Below are 17,023 nucleotides of genomic sequence, written 5' to 3' on the forward strand. Positions count from 1 at the left end.
AAAAACGGCAGTATCAAAAATACTGGCAGTCGTAATGACTGCCAGTATTTTTTGTGGGTTAATGCCCTTTGTGTTTTTCTTTCCGCTTTTGTTGTTTTTGTTGGAAAACAAGTTCTTTTTGCTCCTGTTTCCGTTGACGGTTGCGGATACACCGTTCCTGCTTGCCCTGTTCCTGCATCTGTTTGAACGCCTGCTGCGCCTTTGTACCAACTCCGGTTTGGCGTAACTGTTTTTGAATCTGCCGTTGCAGGCGTTTCGGGTTATGGCTTTGCTGTTTTACCGCCTCGGTTTGAATTGCTGGGCTAAACCGCAGGGAATCCCAGTGATGAAGGAAAAACTCATAGATTTCTCCCTCTTTTGGTTCGGCTCCAAAAATAATTTTACAAGCCTCGTAATGGTTCCCCTGCTGCCGCTCAAAAATACCCACCCAAAAAGGGGGTTCAAACAGAACAGTGAATTTGGATATTGTGCCCATTGGCAAGCCCTCCTTAAACAATAAAATAGCACAAAGAAGGGACGACCAAGGAGGAGGGCTACTGGCAGCATCATCGCTGCGCCTGGACTACCAACCAGGCTGTGTTTTTATCTTTGCTACCTTGATTGTATCAAAAACAATAGGGTTTTTCAAGGTAGTGTCAAAAGCTTTTCTAACTTTAAGACGGAAAATAGGGGATTGGCTTAGTATCCAGTTTTTTGATCCAAAATTCATTTTGATGGTAGAGAAAATTATTTTTGAAGTAAAAATGATTTTGCTGGGATATTTTTAAACAGGTAAACTGGTCACATTCAAAAAAATAATTTGATAGCGGGTATCGTATCCTAGTATGAGTTGATCAAAAAAGTAGATGATATCTGTTTGTGGGTCATAATTATAGCCGAAAATATCATATATGGAATGGCAGATTAATGCCGCGATAATTTCCTCTTTTGTTTTATCCGTCTGAAAACAAAAATTCTGCATCAAAGCGTATGTATTGCGTATCTGTTGGGCGGGATATTGTCTTTGCAGATTTCGACTATTTTGAAGATAAACATCACCAAAATACCGATTAGTACAGAAATCATAACAACCACCATCCTGTCATACCAAATAACCGAATGACATTTTCTTGAACGAATTTATGTTTTTATCAACAGAACAAAAGTTTTCTGGTTCCATTTCTATCTTTCCTGCGAATATCAAGCTATTATTTTTCAATGATTACTTTTGGAATATTGCATTATCCTATTGGAACAGACTGGTTTGTATATCTTCTTCCAGTGCTTGTTGGTAAAACTTGAAGGCAGTTGGCAAAGGGTACTGCTCTTGGAGTTCCTCCTCGGTTACCCAGGTGAATTCCGGCACAGGGTAATTCAGGCGGACCAGATAGCCGTTCATCCTCCATTCAATATGGCTGAAAATATGCTTGCTTTTCCCAACTGGATGGATCGACGAAACCAGATAGCCCTGTTGGATCAGTTCCCTTTCCAGCTGGGTTTTGTTTCTTTTTTCATCAATGCTTGGAAATTCCCATAGTCCAGCTAGAAGCCCTTTGTTTTCCCTTTGGCGGATTGCTACTTTGCCATTACACAGCAATAGTAGGATGGTTTTATCCTGGATTTTTCGATCCGCTTTTTTTGTTTTTATGGGAAGCTCTGGAGCGATACCCTGTTGATATCCCTGGCAAATAGCTTGGACAGGACAGGTTTGACAAAGAGGTTCCCCGTTGGGAAGGCAGACTGTAGCGCCCAACTCCATTAAGGACTGGTTAAAATCCCCCACCCGTTGTTCTGGCAAAATTTTTGTTATCATTTCTTCTACATTTTCTTTTACTTTTGGCAACGTAATATCATCTTTTTTCGCCAGGATACGGGAAATCACCCGCAAAACGTTTCCATCTACAGCAGGGCGACGAATATGAAACGCAATGGATGCAATGGCCCCCGCTGTATATGCTCCAATGCCAGGAAGCATTAATAATGCCTGGTAATCCGCTGGCAGTTCCCCACCATATTCTTTTACTACAAACTTAGCTGCCCGCTTTAAATTGCGGGCGCGGTTATAATATCCCAGACCTTCCCACAATTTCAATAAAAGCTGGTCATCCACATTGGCTAGGTCGGCAATGGTGGGCAGGGTAGTTACAAACCGTTCAAAATAAGGCTTTACTGCCTCCACACGGGTTTGTTGCAGCATAATTTCGGAAATCCACACACGGTATGGCGTAGGCTGTTCCCGCCAAGGTAGGATTCTTGCCTGTTGGTCGTACCAGCTCAATAAAAGGGAAGGGAGCTGTTGTAAAATGGTTTGTTCTTGTTGTGTCACAATATCCTCCTAATCAATCAACTGTTGTAGTGGTTTTGGCAATGGGGCAGTAAATACCATCCATTTCCGCAAAATAGGGTGGTATAATTTTAGCTGTTCTGAATGAAGGGCATGCCCTTGTGGAAGTTCTGGAAGTTGGGTACCATACAAAAAATCCCCTGCCAATGGATGGCCTAAATGGGAAAAATGAACCCTGATTTGATGGGTACGCCCGGTTTCCAACTGAATCCGCAATAGGCTGCATCCATTGTTGGAGCGGATTGTCTGGTAATGGGTAATTGCTTCCACCCCGTTTGGGCTGACAATCCGTTTAATGGTGCTGCCTTCTTCCCGGGCAATGGGCAGGCGGATGGTTCCAGATGCAGGCTGGGGTGTACCGCACACAATTGCAAGGTAGCTGCGCTGCATCAGTTTTTCCCCCATTTGGGAGCAAAGGGCGTCTTGGGTAAATGAATGTTTTGCCACTGCCATTAAACCGGACGTCCCTCGATCCAAACGGTTTACCGCCCGGAACACAAAGTTAAGCCCCTGGTTTTGGTAGTATGCCATCACCCGGTTTGCCAGGCTATCCTCAAAGTGCCCCTGGGATGGATGGACAGGTATTCCCGCCGGTTTATTTAAAATCAGTAAATCCAAATCCTCGTAAACAATATCCAGTTCACCTTTTACCGGCACAATATGTTCCGAAACAGCATCAGCGGTTTCCAAAACTAATCGGAGCTGATCGCCGGTTTGGGCAATATCAGGGGTTTTGGCATGTTTCCCGTTTAGCTGGATACCGTTGGGGATGCGTTTTAGTCGGCGTACCATGCCGTTGGAAAAGCCAAGCTGTTTTAAAATAGATGCTACCGTTTGACCATCCTGCTGTTGGGAAATCACTGTTGTGAAAATACGTTCCATCAAATTCTCCTAATTCATTGTTTGTCCCTATTATAACACAGCAAAACAGGCAAATCTAGCCCTATTGGCATATCTTACTAATAGGGGATTTTTACAAAGGAGGGGGATTATGGAGCGGAAAGGAATTGATGTAAGCCAATACCAGGGAAAAATTGATTGGGAGTTGGTAAAATATCAGGGAATCCAGTTTGCTATGCTATGCTCCGGAATTGGTTGTAGAAAGGATAACCAGCTGTATCAAAACGGAATGGGGGCGGTTTCCAATGGCATCCCCATTGGCATCTACCATTGTGGTCAGGCGGCAAACGCGGATGAAGCATTTAGGGAGGCTGAATTTTGTTTGAAATCCATCCAGTCCATTCCTGTCTGTTACCCTGTTGCGTATGATTGCAGCCGTTTATGGCATTTGGGGATGGACCAGGAACAAATTAACGGTGTTTGTTTTGCGTTTGCCATGAAGGTAAAACTGGAGGGATATTTCCCTTCTATTTTTGATTTTTCCCATCGGTGGAATCAGGGGCTGAAAATGTGTTCGGAACATTGCTGTGCCAGATGGGTGGCAGATTATCAAATAGAACCGCCGGATATTGTCCAGCCCTATACCATTTGGCAGTACAGCTGTACTGGAAGGGTGGCTGGAGTTCCAAAGAATGTAGGGCTAAATTTATGTTACCGGGATTACACGGATTTTTCAATTGATGTTTGTGAACTGGGCAATCAAGAATAGGCTGGATGACAGAACGCAAAGATTATGCTATAATAACAAAGAAACAAAATGAAGCTGTTTACGGAGGGACAAAATGCGAAAATTTGTGTTGGATCAACGGTTGGCCGCTGCCGCCAGCCTGGTACGCCCAGGGGCAATTGTGGCGGATATTGGATGCGACCACGGCATGTTGGCGGCCCATTTGGTGATGGAGGGGAAAGCGAAACATGTATATGCTTCGGATGTAAACGAAAAGCCCCTTTCTCAAGCAAAGGCGTTGATACAGCGTTATGGATTGGAGCAGTCGGTCACCACAGTTTTATCCGATGGGTTGGAGCAAATCCCCCAAACAGTGGATACAATTATTATGTGCGGCATGGGGGGAGAACTGATTGCGGATTTAATCCAACCGGCAAAATGGGTATTCCAGCCGGGAAAACGGTTGGTCCTCCAGCCCATGACCTTTGTGGACAAGCTGCGGAAATGGCTTGCCTACAACGGCTTTACCATCCAAAAAGAAATTCCGGTTTTAGAACCTACCCACACTTACTGCGTCATGGCGGTGGAATACACTGGGCAAACCTTAGAATTATCTGACTTTCAGGCTGTGGCGGGAAAAATACCGCCCTCCACTAAGGATGGACAGGAATATCTCCAGCGCCAGCTGAAAAAATATACCCGTATGCTGCATGGGCTGGAGCATGCGAAGCAAAAAAATGAAAAACAGGAACAGATTCAACAGCTGGTGGAGTCGTTAACAGATTATCTCAACCATCCTGTGACAGAATAGGAGAGGATTATATGGCTACTGTAAAACAAATGGAAATGTATATCAACTCTTTTGCCCCTTTTGATACCCAGGAGGACTTTGATAATGCCGGATTCCTGGTGGGGGATGGGGAGCGCAACGTTACCTGCGCCTTAATTGCGTTGGACGCTACCAAAGAGGTAATTCAGCAGGCAATCGAGTTAAAAGCGGAACTGATTATTACCCACCATCCAATTATTTTCCATCCATTGAAAAAATTGATGGCAGACAGCCCTGTTTACCTGTTGGCGCAGCATGGCATCAGCGTAATATCTGCCCACACCAATTTGGACAAGGCGAAAGGCGGCGTGAATGATGTGCTGGCGGAAAAACTGGGTTTGCAGCAGGTTTCCCTCCTGGAAGGCGGGGAAGAAATGGGTAGGATTGGCGAGCTATCCCATCCTATGGAGCCAGATTCGTTTGCCCAATATGTGAAACAGGCATTAGATGCCAACGGATTACGTTATACCGTGGGGAACCGTCCCGTCCAAAAAGTGGCGGTATTAGGCGGTGGTGGAGATTTTGCCCTGTATCCTGCAATGGAGGCCGGTGCGGATGCCCTGGTGACAGGGGAAGCAAAACACCACATTTTGCTGGATGCCCATTCCAGTGGATTTACCTTTGTGGACGCCGGACATTTTGACACCGAAAACCTAGTTTGCCCCGCTTTGAAACAGCGTTTGGAACAGGAGTTCCCGCAAACCGAATTTATCTTAGCGGATTTTCAAAATCCAGTGCTTTATTTAGGAGATTAAACCAATGGCTTTAGACGGCGCTTTTTTATCGACTATCAAAACAGAATTAGAACAATACCTTGGCTCCCGTATTGACCGGATCCACCAGCCTTCCCGGGAGGAGATTATCATTGTGCTGCGCTGGAAAGGAGGTTCTGGAAGGCTGTTGCTTTCCGCCAATGCGGACAACGCCAGAATCCATTTTACCAACCATCCTCCAGAGAACCCGAAGGTTCCCCCTATGTTCTGCATGTTGCTGCGAAAACATCTGGGCAGCGGAAAACTGGTTGCGGTACGGCAATTGGAAATGGACCGTGTGCTTTACCTGGACTTTGAAACCACGAACGAGCTGGGTGACACGGTGGTAATGACCATAGCGGTGGAAATTATGGGACGCCATTCCAACATCATTGTCATCAACCAGGAAGGTAAAATTTTAGATGCGATTAAGCGGGTAGACGCCAGTATGTCCGGCGTGCGGATGATTCTGCCCAATTTGACCTATACTATACCCCCATTACAGGATAAAAAGAATTTATTGGTCAGCACCAATGATGAACTGATCCAGGCATTGAATGAACAGCCCAATGGGGAACTTTCTAAAATGCTGCTGCGTACAATCCAGGGGATTTCCCCAATTTTATCCCGGGAAATGGCGTTTTACACCACAGGAGGCACAGAACTGCGGCGGGATGATTTAACCGGGCAACAAACAGCGCGCCTGCGCCAGTGCTTTGACAACATTCGGGATATTTTAACCCATAACCGCACAAAATTTACTGTGTTGTTGGACCAGGGAAAGCCGAAGGATTTTTCTTTCCTGCCCATTGCCCAGTATGGCGGATTTTTAGAGGCAAAACTGTTTGATTCCGCCAGCAGCCTGTTGGATTATTTTTATGTAGAACGGGACAGGGTTGCCCGGATGAAACAACGTTCCCACGACCTACTGAAGATGCTGCTGAATACATCGGAACGGATTTCACGTAAGCTGGAAATTCAAAGAAATGAACTGGAACACAGCATGAACCGGGATGAGTACCGCTTATTTGGGGATTTAATCAACGCTAACCTGTACCGGATTCAAAAAGGGGAAACCAGGGTTACCCTGGAAAATTATTATGACGACAATAAACCAGTTACGATTTTATTAGACCCCATGCTTACCCCTGCCCAAAATGCCCAGCGGTATTATTCGGATTATAAAAAGGCGATTACAGCAGAAAAAATGCTGACTGGTTTGCTGGAGCAGTCGGAACAGGAACTAGCTTATATTGACAGTGTGTTTGATACCGTCAGCCGTACTTCGACCGATCAGGAAATCGCTGAAATTCGCGAAGAACTCATGGAGCAGGGCTATTTAAAAAATACCCGCCGCAACGCGAAGCATGCCAAGCCACTGCCTCCATTAAAATACCAGTCCACCGATGGATTTACCATTTTGTGTGGACGTAATAACAAACAGAACGACCGCCTGACTTTAAAAGAGGCAAAAAACTATGATTTATGGTGCCACACCAAAAATATCCCAGGTTCTCACGTGATTATCCTCAGTGACGGTAAAGAAATTCCGGATAGCACCATCGAACAAGCATGTATCTTGGCGGCATACCATTCCAAAGCAAGGGAAAGCAGGCTGGTGCCAGTGGACTATACCCTGGTGAAATATGTGAAAAAGCCAAACGGCGCAAAGCCGGGGATGGTGATTTTTACAAATCAGCAGACCGCTTATGTTAACCCTTCCGCCGAATTGGAACAGGAATTGAAACAATAATGGGTAAAACGCCAGATTGTTTTGATTGTTCTTTCTATAAGGAATCCATCTTCAGTTCAATCGGAGAAATTAAGGTGTATTAGTATAAGCATAGTTCTAATCAGGGGATGAAGCAACGGGTAGGCGGACCTAATCCTGTATAAATTGACAGATTTCCCACAGGATTAAATGGAAGATATCCGTTTGCGGGCGGAATGTCATGATGAAAATTTAAGGGATTACCAGTATGGCGTCGTTTCAGGATTTGTCATACTGTCCGTTCAATATTGGTTTTGGTTAACAACAAATTATTTTTGAATCGAAAAGATTTGGATATCATAAAACCTCCATAGTAGTTTTTTCTACTATGGAGGTTTTGTTGTTGGATTTCATTTATAGCATACAGTAATGGGGGATGATATCCTCATAGCTTCCGTCCTTCATGCGGAACCCTTTTGGAATGGTACCAAGCTGAGTAAACCCCAATTTTTGATATAAATGGAGTGCTGGCAGATTGGTTTTTACTACTGCGTTGAACTGTAAAATCTGGAATCCCAGGTTTTTGGCTTCTGCTTTGCAGTGATTCACTAATTTTTCCCCAATATGTTGCCCACGAATCGAAGATTTTACCGCATAGCTTGCGTTACAGATATGTCCACAACGCCCTACATTGTTTGGATGAAGGATATACAGCCCAACAATCTGGTTACTGCCTTCTTCATAGGCTATGCCAGTATAGGATTGCTGGGAAAAAAATTCATGCCCTGTTTCGGGTGTCAGCAGTTCTGTTTGAGGGAAAGCAACCCCATCCTCTACCACTTCGTTCCAAATGGAAATCGCCTGTTGGACATCCTCTATTTGATATGATTTGATTGCAATATTCATATTTTAGCCTCCCTACGAATTTATAAATCTATTCCATTATACACCTGTTTGCCAAGGTTGTCATGTTTTCCAATGAAATAACACTCTATTTCAGAGAGCTTCCTTGCAATACAAAAGAGGGAAGTTCCCCATTGTGATTCCCATTTCATTGGTGCAGTTCCATATAGGTATTGTATCATAACATCAATTCATTTCGTAAATTGATCATCGCCATCTTCCCAAAATAGCAAATTGGGATTACCATGTATCCTTTGTGAAAAATTTCTTGCACTGATTATGACAGTCTGTTTACTGGGTATTATTAGTGGCTTTTTATAAACTCGCAGTATAGTCTCTAAAATTTTACGATACGATTCTGTAACAGGGCAATAGAATTCCATTTCTGCAGCATTTTCCTATTTTTTCATACAAATAGGAAGCTTATTTTTTCATAGAAACCATAAAAAAGCCCTCCCTTTTCAGGGAGGAGCTTGAACGGATTATTTTGTTGTCTCTACTTTTTCTTCGGATTCAGTTTCCTGTTCTGATTCTGCGGCTATTTCCTCTTTTTTCTGTTTATTCCCCATATGTTCTGGCAGAACAAGGTTCAAAATCAATGCTACCACAAAGGCGATGGCAACACAGTTGCTCTGCAGCAGTTCCTGCACCATTTCTGGGAAGATACTAAACAACCCATTAACCTGAGTAAATCCAATTCCGATGCTTAAAGACAATACTACAATCATGGTGTTTTTTTCGGTCAATCCGGCGCGGATAATCATCTGGATACCGCTGACCACAATCGAGCCAAACATCATAATGGTACAGCCACCCAATACCGCTTCTGGCAATGTGGCAAACAGGCCTCCCACCACAGGGAACAGACCACATAAAATCATAATTAGGGCACCCATCATAATGGTAAAACGGTTTACCACCTTTGTCATGGCAACCAGCCCCACGTTTTGACTGAAAGAAGTAATTGGCATACCACCAAATAAGCCGGATACCGAGCTCAAAAAGCCATCACATGCCAAACCGCCGCTGAATTCCTTATCGGTAGCGTCACGTTTTAATGCGGAGATGGACAGGGCGGAGATATCCCCAATAGTTTCAGTCGCGGATACCAAAAAGATAACGGTTACCGCAATAATGGCGCTGATGTTAAACTCTGGCATAAATGGAAGGATGCGTGGGACAGAAATAATTTGTGTGTCAGCCAAAGCGGAAAAATCCACCTTGTCCATAAAAATCGCCAATACATAACCTACAACTAAGCCGAATAAAACCGATAGTTGTTTGAAAAAGGATTTGGCGAAAATATTAAATAAGATACAGCTTATCAGTGTAACAGTACCTAAAATCAGGTTTTGAGCGGAACCAAAATCGGCGGCGCCAGAACCTCCACCAAACGAAGTTGCGCCTACACTCAGCAAAGAAAATCCAATCGTGGTGACAACACAGGCAGATACCACTGGAGTAATGATTCTCCTCCAATATTTCGCGAACAGCCCCAATGTCCCTTCAATGATACCGCCAACAATAGTGCAGCCCACTGCCGCAGCATAGCCGTAAGTAACCGTTACATAACTGAGGATTGTTACAAATGTAAAACTGATCCCCATCACAATCGGCAACTTAGCGCCTACTTTCCAAAGCGGGTAAAGCTGGACTAAAGTGCCAAGCCCGGCAATAAACATTACATTTTGGATCAGCATTGCTTTTTGGTCGGCAGTAAGGTTGCCAACCCCTGCTACAATCATAATGGGAGCGATGTTCGCAACAAACATTGCTAAAACATGCTGTAATCCAAACGGAATCGCCTTTAACAAAGGCACACGTCCGTCTAAACAATAGATGTTTTGGGTCGATGCATCATTACTTTTTTTCATACATAACTCCTTAATATCATTTTAATAATTTCATTATACTGGCAAAATAAAAAAACGACAAGGGGATTTGCTCAAATTATTGAGAAAATATGTGTTTTATGTTGTGTTTTGATGAAAAAAGTGTTACAATACAGAATAATTATGATAAATAGCCAGTTTTTGATTGCTATGATTTTAGAAAGGAGTAAATCGTCTGGCCAGACAGGCGATATGTGGTATTATGGAACTGTTAAAACAGCGAATTCTAAAAGATGGAAAATTAAAAGAGGGTAATATTCTAAAAGTAGATAGTTTTTTAAACCATCAAATGGATATTGTATTGATGCAAGAAATTGGAAAGGAATTCCGCCGTTTGTTTCCAGACACTTCCATCAATAAAATTTTAACCATCGAGGCATCTGGAATTGGAATCGCAGCAATCGCTGCCCAATATTTTGGGAATGTACCAGTGGTGTTCGCGAAAAAAAGCAAATCCAAAAACTTGGATGGTGCTTTGTTGACCACAAAAGTCATGTCGTTTACCAAAGGGATTGAGTTTGACGTACAGGTAGAAGCTAAGTTTTTAACAGAACAGGACCACGTTTTGGTCATTGATGATTTCCTCGCCCGAGGGGAAGCTTTAAAGGGGTTGATTAAGATTATTGAACAATCTGGAGCAACCCTTGCTGGATGTGGGATTGTCATTGAAAAAGGATTCCAGGATGGTGGAAAAATCATCCGGGAGATGGGGGTACATTTGGAATCCTTGGCGATTATTGACCATATTGACAATAACCAGATTTCTTTCCGTTAATTGTTGAGATGAAAAAAGCCTTTTGCCAGAACGTAAAAGTTGGCAAAAGGCTTTCCTGATTTTTGGTAAATTGGGGCAAATAAAATGGTAAAAGCATAGGGAAACTGAACTGTAGTTTCATGGGATATCTAGGGAGGAAGCCCAGGATGAACCTCCAAAGAAAGGGAAAATCCTGAACGAATCGTAACGTGAGGGTTACAAAGGATAACATTATTTCCAAAGAAGATTACAAACTTTTTACAAATCATTTCAATCTCCTCTATCATATTGTTTTTCTTGGAGAAGCTACTATAATTAAATTAAAAATTGACATGTCAACCAAAAATCCGACAGAAGGTGATAACATCAAAGTTAGGGTAATGAGCAAATTTTGATATCGTTCAGTTTAACAATTGTTTTAATCAAACCGGTGAATGCTATAAAGTATAAAAAGTGGTTTCAATAGTATTGTTTTTTTGAAAAATAGGGTGATGATAGAATTGACAGATGGTAAAAATCAATTTATAATAGTTTCATATTATTTTTCGACAAATACAGGGCCTTAAATTAAGTGAAAACGCTGAAAAAAAGATAAATTCATCAAAATATATTCGGTTTATTTTGTCACAATTTATAATATTTTATGAGATTCACAAATTAGTCATATTATTTTTATTGGTATTTAGGCTTATATGTGTTAAAATAATAAAGATTTATTTTGCTATTATTTGATATGTGGCTGCACAAAATATAACGTATTTTTCATTTCAGTTTACTCCAATAAAAAATGAAATTTCGTTAAAAAAGGAAATGTTTATTGTAGCTCCTGTTGTGTTTTAAGATAAACAGAACCGCTAAAATATACTTTTTCATGCTTTATTTTAATTGATAATTGATTTGCAATCAAGACCCTATGTGGGTCTTTTTTTGTTGCTTTTTCTGTGAACGAAAAAGTATTACTATTCATATCTTGAAAATACAGAAGAATAAAATTTTCTATTTGCCTAGTTTTGGGCTTTTTTATGTTATAGTGGAATAGGGAAAATAGAATTACTGTAGATGAAAGGATTCAGTATTGTGAAACAGAAAAAAGCTTCGTCTAAAAAAAATTTGATCTTTATTTGTATCATTGTTGTCTGTCTTGTGGCAATTTTTATTTTATATCGGCAATCACAAAAACAGGAAGAAAATACGAGTTCTGTCGATTTAAGCGGCATTACATCAGGTGACCTTTCCTCCGCTCAAAATGAGGTGGATTCTTCTTTATCATCTGAACAATCGTCCGAACCTCCTGTCAGCTCTGGGGTTTCCGACCAGCTGACAGTGAGCAAAGAGGATCTAAAAAAATATTTTAAAAATTCGGTGGTTGCGGGGGATTCCATTACCGAGGCTTTAGAGCTTTATAATTACCTTCCAGCAAATAATGTCGTATATAAGCGGGGTGTGAGTGTTGAAACTGCCCAAGAATTATTTGATACTGCCGTTGGTCTAAGTCCGGAAAACCTGTTTTTGGCGTTTGGTATGAACGACCTGACTTATTGTAGGGGAGACGCTCAAAAATTTGTAACAGCGTATGAGGAACAGATTAAAAGTATTCAGCAGCGGCTGCCAAATACCAAAATCTATATCAACTCTATCCTTCCGATCAACCAAACCGCGATTGATAAACAGCCGTTGTATGGGAAATACCCTGAGTTCAACCAAGCACTGCAGGAGATGTGTTCCCGATTGGGGTTGGTGTTTGTTGATAACAACTCTTTGATAGAAGCCCATCCAGAATTTTATGAATCCGATGGTATTCATGTAAACGCGAATTATTACCCATTGTGGCTACAGCATATGGCAAGAGAGGCTGGATGGATATGAAATTAGCAAAGTTTCTTTGCGTTATCTGTTTAGCGGCTTTTTTGGTGGGAATTTGCTGGACGGATAACTATGCGGATAAGCCGGTAGCAGAAATAGAGCAGGTGATGCTGCATAATGAAAAAGTATTTGAATTGACCAAAGGCACTGCCAATGATTTGCGCCGTTATTATGGTTTGAATGAGGAAGACTATGACGGCTGTATCTTATACCGTTCGATTTCCCCTATGGATGTGGATGAGCTGTTAATTGTAAAAATGAAAGACTCCAGTCAAAAGGAAACCCTGGAAACAGCGGTTGAGAACCGTTTGGAAACCCAAAAAAAGAGTTTTGAAGGCTACGGAGTGGAGCAAACAGCGCTGTTATCAGATGCGGTTTTTGAGTTTAAAGGGGATTATGCTTTTTTTGGCGTATCAGGGTCCGTGCAGGATTGGGAAAAAGAATTTTTATCCTCCATTCAAAACTAAAGGATTAGAAAGGGTTTTACAATGGTCTTTAGCAGTATTTTCTTCTTGTTTTGTTTCCTTCCCATTGTATTAATTGTATATTTTATCGTCCCTAAGCGATGGAAAAACCTTGTGCTACTGTTGTTCAGCCTGTTTTTTTACGCTTGGGGCGAACCTGTTTATGTGATTTTAATGCTGCTATCCATCCTATTTAACTATGTAATGGGGTTGGATATTGCCCAGCGCAATGCTGCCCACCGGCCAAAAAAGGCAAAGGCCAGCTTGATCTTTACGGTAGTTGTAAATCTGTTTTTACTGGGCTTTTTTAAATACGCTGGTTTCCTGATTGGCACAATTAACGATTTGTTTGTGGTAAACCTTCCTTACAAAGAACTCGCCTTGCCAATTGGTATCTCCTTTTATACCTTCCAAACTTTATCTTATATCTTTGATGTATACTGGAAAAAAGTAGAGGTACAGCGCAATTTTATTCATTTTAGTTTGTATGTGACCATGTTCCCACAGCTGATTGCTGGGCCAATTGTCAAATATACCGATATTTCAGTCCAATTGGAGAATCGCCATGTTACTCTGACCAAACTGGGACTTGGGGCAGAATTTTTTATTAAAGGGCTTGCCAAAAAAGTATTACTTGCTAACAATTTAGGGCAGGTTTATACTTATGTACAGGGATTGGAGCCAGGCTCCGCTTCTATTTTAACAACCTGGCTTGGTATTATTGCGTATACCTTCCAGATTTATTTTGATTTTAGCGGTTATTCCGATATGGCGATTGGTCTGGGGGAAATGTTTGGATTCCAGTTTATGAAAAATTTCCACTACCCTTATGTGTCTAAGAGTATTACTGAGTTCTGGCGCCGTTGGCATATTTCCTTGAGCTCTTGGTTCCGGGATTATGTGTACATCCCCCTTGGCGGGAACCGGGTAAGCGTCCCAAGGCATATTTGCAACCTTTTGATTGTTTGGGGATTGACCGGATTGTGGCACGGAGCGAGCTGGAACTTTGTTGTGTGGGGGCTGTATTATGGCGTCCTGTTAATTTTAGAAAAATATGTGTTTGTGGAACTAATTCAGCGGATGCCAACATGGTTGAACTGGCTGTGTACGATTCTCCTTGTCATGATAGGATGGGTCTTTTTCAGCAATACCTCTATGGCGGACGCATGGAGCTACCTGCAAAATATGTTTGATTTTTTCCATCACGCACTATGGGACAGCACAGGGCTATACTTGCTCCAAAGCAATTTTATCTTAATGGTAATCGCTGCCCTGGTATGTGGTCCAGGCATTTACCGTGTGTTCAAGCACTGGATGCAAAAAAGGCCATGGTTGGCGGTTGTGATAAATGTGGTGTTATGCCTGGCATGTGTAGCCTATTTGGTTTACGATACGTATAACCCATTTTTGTATTTTCGATTTTAAGAAGGGGACAGTCGATGAAAAAGTATAAATCCAATCCAATCCTTCGTTTTGTACGTATTATGGTGCCGGTTTTTTTCATTGGTTTGTTCTTTTTGTTTGGAGCGAACCTGATTCAGAAAGACCAGAGTTTTTCGGAACAAGAAAACCGTATGCTGGCAACCAGGCCGGCTTTATCTCTAGACAAGCTGGAGGATGGCAGGTTTAGCACCGAATACGAAACTTATGTAAACGACCAGTTTGTATTCCGTAATTTTTGGGTTCGGCTAAAATCCCAAATTGATGTGTGGTTGGGAAAAAGGGAATCCAATGGGGTTTATTTAGGGAAAGATGATTATTTAATCCAGCAGTTTACCAAGCCGGATGAGGAAAACTTGGACCAGACAATCGAGGAACTGCAGCGTTTTTCCAGAAGGTATCCGGAATTGAAGCAGTATGCTTTGATTGCCCCGACGGCGGAGAATATTTATCAGGATAAATTGCCAAACAACGCCCCTGTCATTGACCAGAATCCCTATCTAGACCAGTTGAAAGGGGCGCTTTCTACCAGTTCAATCCAGACAATTGACATCCGGGATGCGTTCCTCACTTCCACAGAGGACCTTTATTACCATACCGACCATCACTGGACAACGGATGGAGCCTATGTGGCATTTCAAGCAGCGGCTCCAACCATGGGGATTGATACATCTTCCATGACCTACACCCAATCCGTTGTCAGCAATGATTTTCAGGGTACGTTGAGTTCTACCAGCGGATTTTTGCCTGATAAACGGGATAAAATTGAAGTTTACCAGCCAAGTACTCAACCGACTTATGTGGTAAACTATGTGGAGGAAGAGGAAAAAACAGCCAGCATTTATGATGCGGAAAAACTGAAAACAAAAGATGCTTACGCTGTATTTTTAGGTGGGAACCATTCTGTAGTAGATATCCAAACCACGGTAAGGAATGGACGCAAGCTGTTGGTGTTAAAGGACTCCTACGCAAATAGCTTTGTACCATTTTTACTTCCCTATTATGAGGAGATTGTCATGGTAGATCCACGTTATTATTATGATACCATGGACGATATTATCAGTTTGTATGAAATTAATGAGGTCTTATTCCTGTATAACGCGAACACCTTTTTCCAGGATACTTCGTTAAAAATGGTATTAAATCCACAATAAACAATGTATTTTACAGCAAAACGGCTGGAATTCTATTTGGAAAAGAATTCCGGCCGTTTTTATTGATTAGGAAAACCACCGGCTATGCCAGTGGAGGTGCCTCGTAAAAAAGCTTAGCTTCAAGTATCGAGCGAAGCGAGCTACTAACAAGCAATCTAGCAAGTTTATCAAGCTCGGAAAGAAGCATAAATGCCCTTCTAGGGCTTAATCAAGCCTCCGGCTTTGCCGGAGGTCATGACTGGACATTTTCTTTGGCTTGTTTTCGGTATTTTCCAGGCGCAACTCCATAACTAGTTTTAAAATGCCTGGAAAAATGGCTTAAGTCAAAAAAGCCGGATTCCTTGGCAACTTTATCCACAGGCCAGTCTGTCTCCTGCAATAATTTGCACGCGTATTGCAGGCGTAACTCATTAATGTGCTCCGAAAAACTGTGTTTTGTAAATGTCTTTATTTTTTTGCTCAAATAGGCTTCTGTATAATGGTATTTGAAAGAGAGGTCCTTTAAAGTGATGGTTTTAAAGTTTTCTTGTATTTCTGCTAGAATCGGGATAATATCCGAATCCACATTAGCATGAGTATCTACCGCTTTAATATCGTTTAGATGGGAACGAATCAACTGAATAAAAAACATATTTAAGTAGGAGATCATCAAACTGTTTTTTAAAGGCTTTTGATTCTGGTTTTCCTGATACATGGTTTCTAATATGCCTATGAGCGATTCATCTTGGCCGGTCTGGATGATAATTTGGTGTTCCACCCGTTCATTGTAAAGGGCACATCGCAGGAATTCAGAGATTATATTTTGTTCCTGAACGAGATCCGCCAATAGCTGGTCTAATACTTCCTTGCGAAATAAAATGTTAATCACAATGGTTTCATCATTTGTGACGCGGATATTATGAGAGGTATAAGGCGCCATAATTGCAATGTCCCCCGTATGAAGCGAATAAGAGGTTCCGCGGTAAATTTGCTGGCAGGTTCCAGATAGTACATAAATCATTTCAAAAAAATCATGGGAATGGTAATTATCCGGCATATACCTTGCATGGGAATGAACCAAAACGGATTTGTCTTTTAAAAACAATTGAGAAGATAGTTTTGAACACAAAGGATATTTATCAGAGAGCTTTTTTAAAAACGCAATGGAATCTGGGGTAAGCTGTTTGGGATGCTGCCTTAAATAATAAGCTTTTTTAAATTCTTTTTCAATTGGGCGGAGGGGCAAGCGTTCTTTCAAAAATGTATTTATTTTTATCACAACCTCTTTTATTTTAAAAAACACCATAATATATTATATAATATCAACAAAATAAATCAATATTATTTTGTTTAAAAATTGTTTTTGTACATAGTGAAACACAAAATTATACA

At 41.6% G+C, this 17,023-nt stretch carries 16 protein-coding genes; 10 read left to right on the top strand and 6 right to left on the bottom strand.

Features of this window, described 5'->3' with window-relative positions:
* Positions 1–58: 58 nt before the first annotated feature.
* The gene (locus tag H8Z77_RS02185; RefSeq protein ID WP_186996035.1) at positions 59–475 is read right to left on the bottom strand and encodes a YjdF family protein; all 417 of its coding nucleotides are present in this window, start codon (positions 473–475) and stop codon (positions 59–61) included.
* Here H8Z77_RS02185 and H8Z77_RS02190 point away from each other — a divergent pair.
* The gene (locus tag H8Z77_RS02190) at positions 453–767 is read left to right on the top strand and encodes a hypothetical protein (RefSeq protein WP_186996036.1); all 315 of its coding nucleotides are present in this window, start codon (positions 453–455) and stop codon (positions 765–767) included. The genes H8Z77_RS02185 and H8Z77_RS02190 overlap by 23 nt on opposite strands.
* A 458-nt stretch (positions 768–1,225) precedes the next feature.
* On the opposite strand, the gene mutY is transcribed toward H8Z77_RS02190, so the two are convergent.
* Together mutY and H8Z77_RS02200 are read right to left on the bottom strand one after the other, a co-directional pair.
* On the bottom strand, positions 1,226–2,305 hold the full coding sequence (gene mutY / locus H8Z77_RS02195) for an A/G-specific adenine glycosylase (protein ID WP_366471765.1): 1,080 nt from the start codon (positions 2,303–2,305) through the stop codon (positions 1,226–1,228).
* Positions 2,306–2,314: 9 nt separating this feature from the next.
* A complete protein-coding gene (locus tag H8Z77_RS02200; RefSeq protein ID WP_186996037.1) occupies positions 2,315–3,205 on the bottom strand; it encodes an RluA family pseudouridine synthase in 891 nt (296 codons plus the stop codon).
* A 109-nt stretch (positions 3,206–3,314) separates the two neighbouring features.
* Here H8Z77_RS02200 and H8Z77_RS02205 point away from each other — a divergent pair, with 109 nt between their 5' ends.
* From H8Z77_RS02205 to H8Z77_RS02220, 4 genes are all read left to right on the top strand, one after another.
* Positions 3,315–3,932: a GH25 family lysozyme gene (locus H8Z77_RS02205; RefSeq protein WP_186996038.1), complete on the top strand. Its 618-nt coding sequence runs from the start codon at positions 3,315–3,317 to the stop codon at positions 3,930–3,932.
* A gap of 73 nt (positions 3,933–4,005) precedes the next feature.
* Positions 4,006–4,701, top strand: coding sequence for a tRNA (adenine(22)-N(1))-methyltransferase (locus H8Z77_RS02210; RefSeq protein ID WP_186996039.1), 696 nt, complete (start codon positions 4,006–4,008; stop codon positions 4,699–4,701).
* Positions 4,702–4,712: 11 nt separating this feature from the next.
* Complete coding sequence (locus H8Z77_RS02215; RefSeq protein WP_186996040.1) at positions 4,713–5,474, top strand: Nif3-like dinuclear metal center hexameric protein; 762 nt, start codon at positions 4,713–4,715, stop codon at positions 5,472–5,474.
* 4 nt (positions 5,475–5,478) lie between these two features.
* Positions 5,479–7,224 carry an Rqc2 family fibronectin-binding protein gene (locus tag H8Z77_RS02220; protein ID WP_186996041.1) on the top strand — a complete coding sequence of 582 codons (1,746 nt, stop codon included), beginning with the start codon at positions 5,479–5,481 and terminating at the stop codon, positions 7,222–7,224.
* Between the two features lie 372 nt (positions 7,225–7,596).
* On the opposite strand, the gene H8Z77_RS02225 is transcribed toward H8Z77_RS02220, so the two are convergent.
* Positions 7,597–8,088, bottom strand: coding sequence for a GNAT family N-acetyltransferase (locus H8Z77_RS02225; RefSeq protein ID WP_186996042.1), 492 nt, complete (start codon positions 8,086–8,088; stop codon positions 7,597–7,599).
* Positions 8,089–8,567: 479 nt separating this feature from the next.
* Positions 8,568–9,959 (bottom strand): uracil-xanthine permease family protein, encoded by a 1,392-nt coding sequence (locus H8Z77_RS02230; protein ID WP_186996043.1) that lies wholly within the window; start codon positions 9,957–9,959, stop codon positions 8,568–8,570.
* A gap of 220 nt (positions 9,960–10,179) precedes the next feature.
* Here H8Z77_RS02230 and H8Z77_RS02235 point away from each other — a divergent pair, with 220 nt between their 5' ends.
* From H8Z77_RS02235 to H8Z77_RS02255, 5 genes are all read left to right on the top strand, one after another.
* Positions 10,180–10,752: a xanthine phosphoribosyltransferase gene (locus H8Z77_RS02235; protein WP_069988463.1), complete on the top strand. Its 573-nt coding sequence runs from the start codon at positions 10,180–10,182 to the stop codon at positions 10,750–10,752.
* Between the two features lie 1,056 nt (positions 10,753–11,808).
* Entirely contained in the window at positions 11,809–12,597 is a 789-nt protein-coding gene (locus H8Z77_RS02240; protein ID WP_186996044.1) for a GDSL-type esterase/lipase family protein, read from the top strand.
* Positions 12,594–13,061, top strand: a complete 468-nt coding sequence (locus H8Z77_RS02245) for a DUF4358 domain-containing protein (protein ID WP_186996045.1) — start codon at positions 12,594–12,596, stop codon at positions 13,059–13,061. The genes H8Z77_RS02240 and H8Z77_RS02245 overlap by 4 nt, the downstream gene beginning before the upstream one ends.
* A 21-nt stretch (positions 13,062–13,082) precedes the next feature.
* Entirely contained in the window at positions 13,083–14,483 is a 1,401-nt protein-coding gene (locus tag H8Z77_RS02250; protein ID WP_186996046.1) for an MBOAT family O-acyltransferase, read from the top strand.
* Between the two features lie 14 nt (positions 14,484–14,497).
* Positions 14,498–15,652 carry a DHHW family protein gene (locus H8Z77_RS02255; RefSeq protein ID WP_286165384.1) on the top strand — a complete coding sequence of 385 codons (1,155 nt, stop codon included), beginning with the start codon at positions 14,498–14,500 and terminating at the stop codon, positions 15,650–15,652.
* 232 nt (positions 15,653–15,884) lie between these two features.
* Here H8Z77_RS02255 and H8Z77_RS02260 read toward each other — a convergent pair whose 3' ends face one another.
* Positions 15,885–16,910: a helix-turn-helix domain-containing protein gene (locus H8Z77_RS02260; RefSeq protein ID WP_186996047.1), complete on the bottom strand. Its 1,026-nt coding sequence runs from the start codon at positions 16,908–16,910 to the stop codon at positions 15,885–15,887.
* Between the last annotated feature and the right edge of the window lie 113 nt (positions 16,911–17,023).

Source organism: Clostridium facile, from assembly GCF_014297275.1.
GTDB lineage: Bacteria > Bacillota > Clostridia > Oscillospirales > Ruminococcaceae > Massilioclostridium > Massilioclostridium facile.

What these genes read in the sequence shown, in the direction of transcription:
- H8Z77_RS02185 (WP_186996035.1), bottom strand. Translation starts at nt 475, where the DNA reads ATGGGCACAATATCCAAATTCACTGTTCTGTTTGAACCCCCTTTTTGG.
- H8Z77_RS02200 (WP_186996037.1), bottom strand. Translation starts at nt 3,205, where the DNA reads ATGGAACGTATTTTCACAACAGTGATTTCCCAACAGCAGGATGGTCAA.
- H8Z77_RS02205 (WP_186996038.1), top strand. Translation starts at nt 3,315, where the DNA reads ATGGAGCGGAAAGGAATTGATGTAAGCCAATACCAGGGAAAAATTGAT.
- H8Z77_RS02210 (WP_186996039.1), top strand. Translation starts at nt 4,006, where the DNA reads ATGCGAAAATTTGTGTTGGATCAACGGTTGGCCGCTGCCGCCAGCCTG.
- H8Z77_RS02215 (WP_186996040.1), top strand. Translation starts at nt 4,713, where the DNA reads ATGGCTACTGTAAAACAAATGGAAATGTATATCAACTCTTTTGCCCCT.
- H8Z77_RS02220 (WP_186996041.1), top strand. Translation starts at nt 5,479, where the DNA reads ATGGCTTTAGACGGCGCTTTTTTATCGACTATCAAAACAGAATTAGAA.
- H8Z77_RS02225 (WP_186996042.1), bottom strand. Translation starts at nt 8,088, where the DNA reads ATGAATATTGCAATCAAATCATATCAAATAGAGGATGTCCAACAGGCG.
- H8Z77_RS02230 (WP_186996043.1), bottom strand. Translation starts at nt 9,959, where the DNA reads ATGAAAAAAAGTAATGATGCATCGACCCAAAACATCTATTGTTTAGAC.
- H8Z77_RS02235 (WP_069988463.1), top strand. Translation starts at nt 10,180, where the DNA reads ATGGAACTGTTAAAACAGCGAATTCTAAAAGATGGAAAATTAAAAGAG.
- H8Z77_RS02245 (WP_186996045.1), top strand. Translation starts at nt 12,594, where the DNA reads ATGAAATTAGCAAAGTTTCTTTGCGTTATCTGTTTAGCGGCTTTTTTG.
- H8Z77_RS02250 (WP_186996046.1), top strand. Translation starts at nt 13,083, where the DNA reads ATGGTCTTTAGCAGTATTTTCTTCTTGTTTTGTTTCCTTCCCATTGTA.
- H8Z77_RS02255 (WP_286165384.1), top strand. Translation starts at nt 14,498, where the DNA reads ATGAAAAAGTATAAATCCAATCCAATCCTTCGTTTTGTACGTATTATG.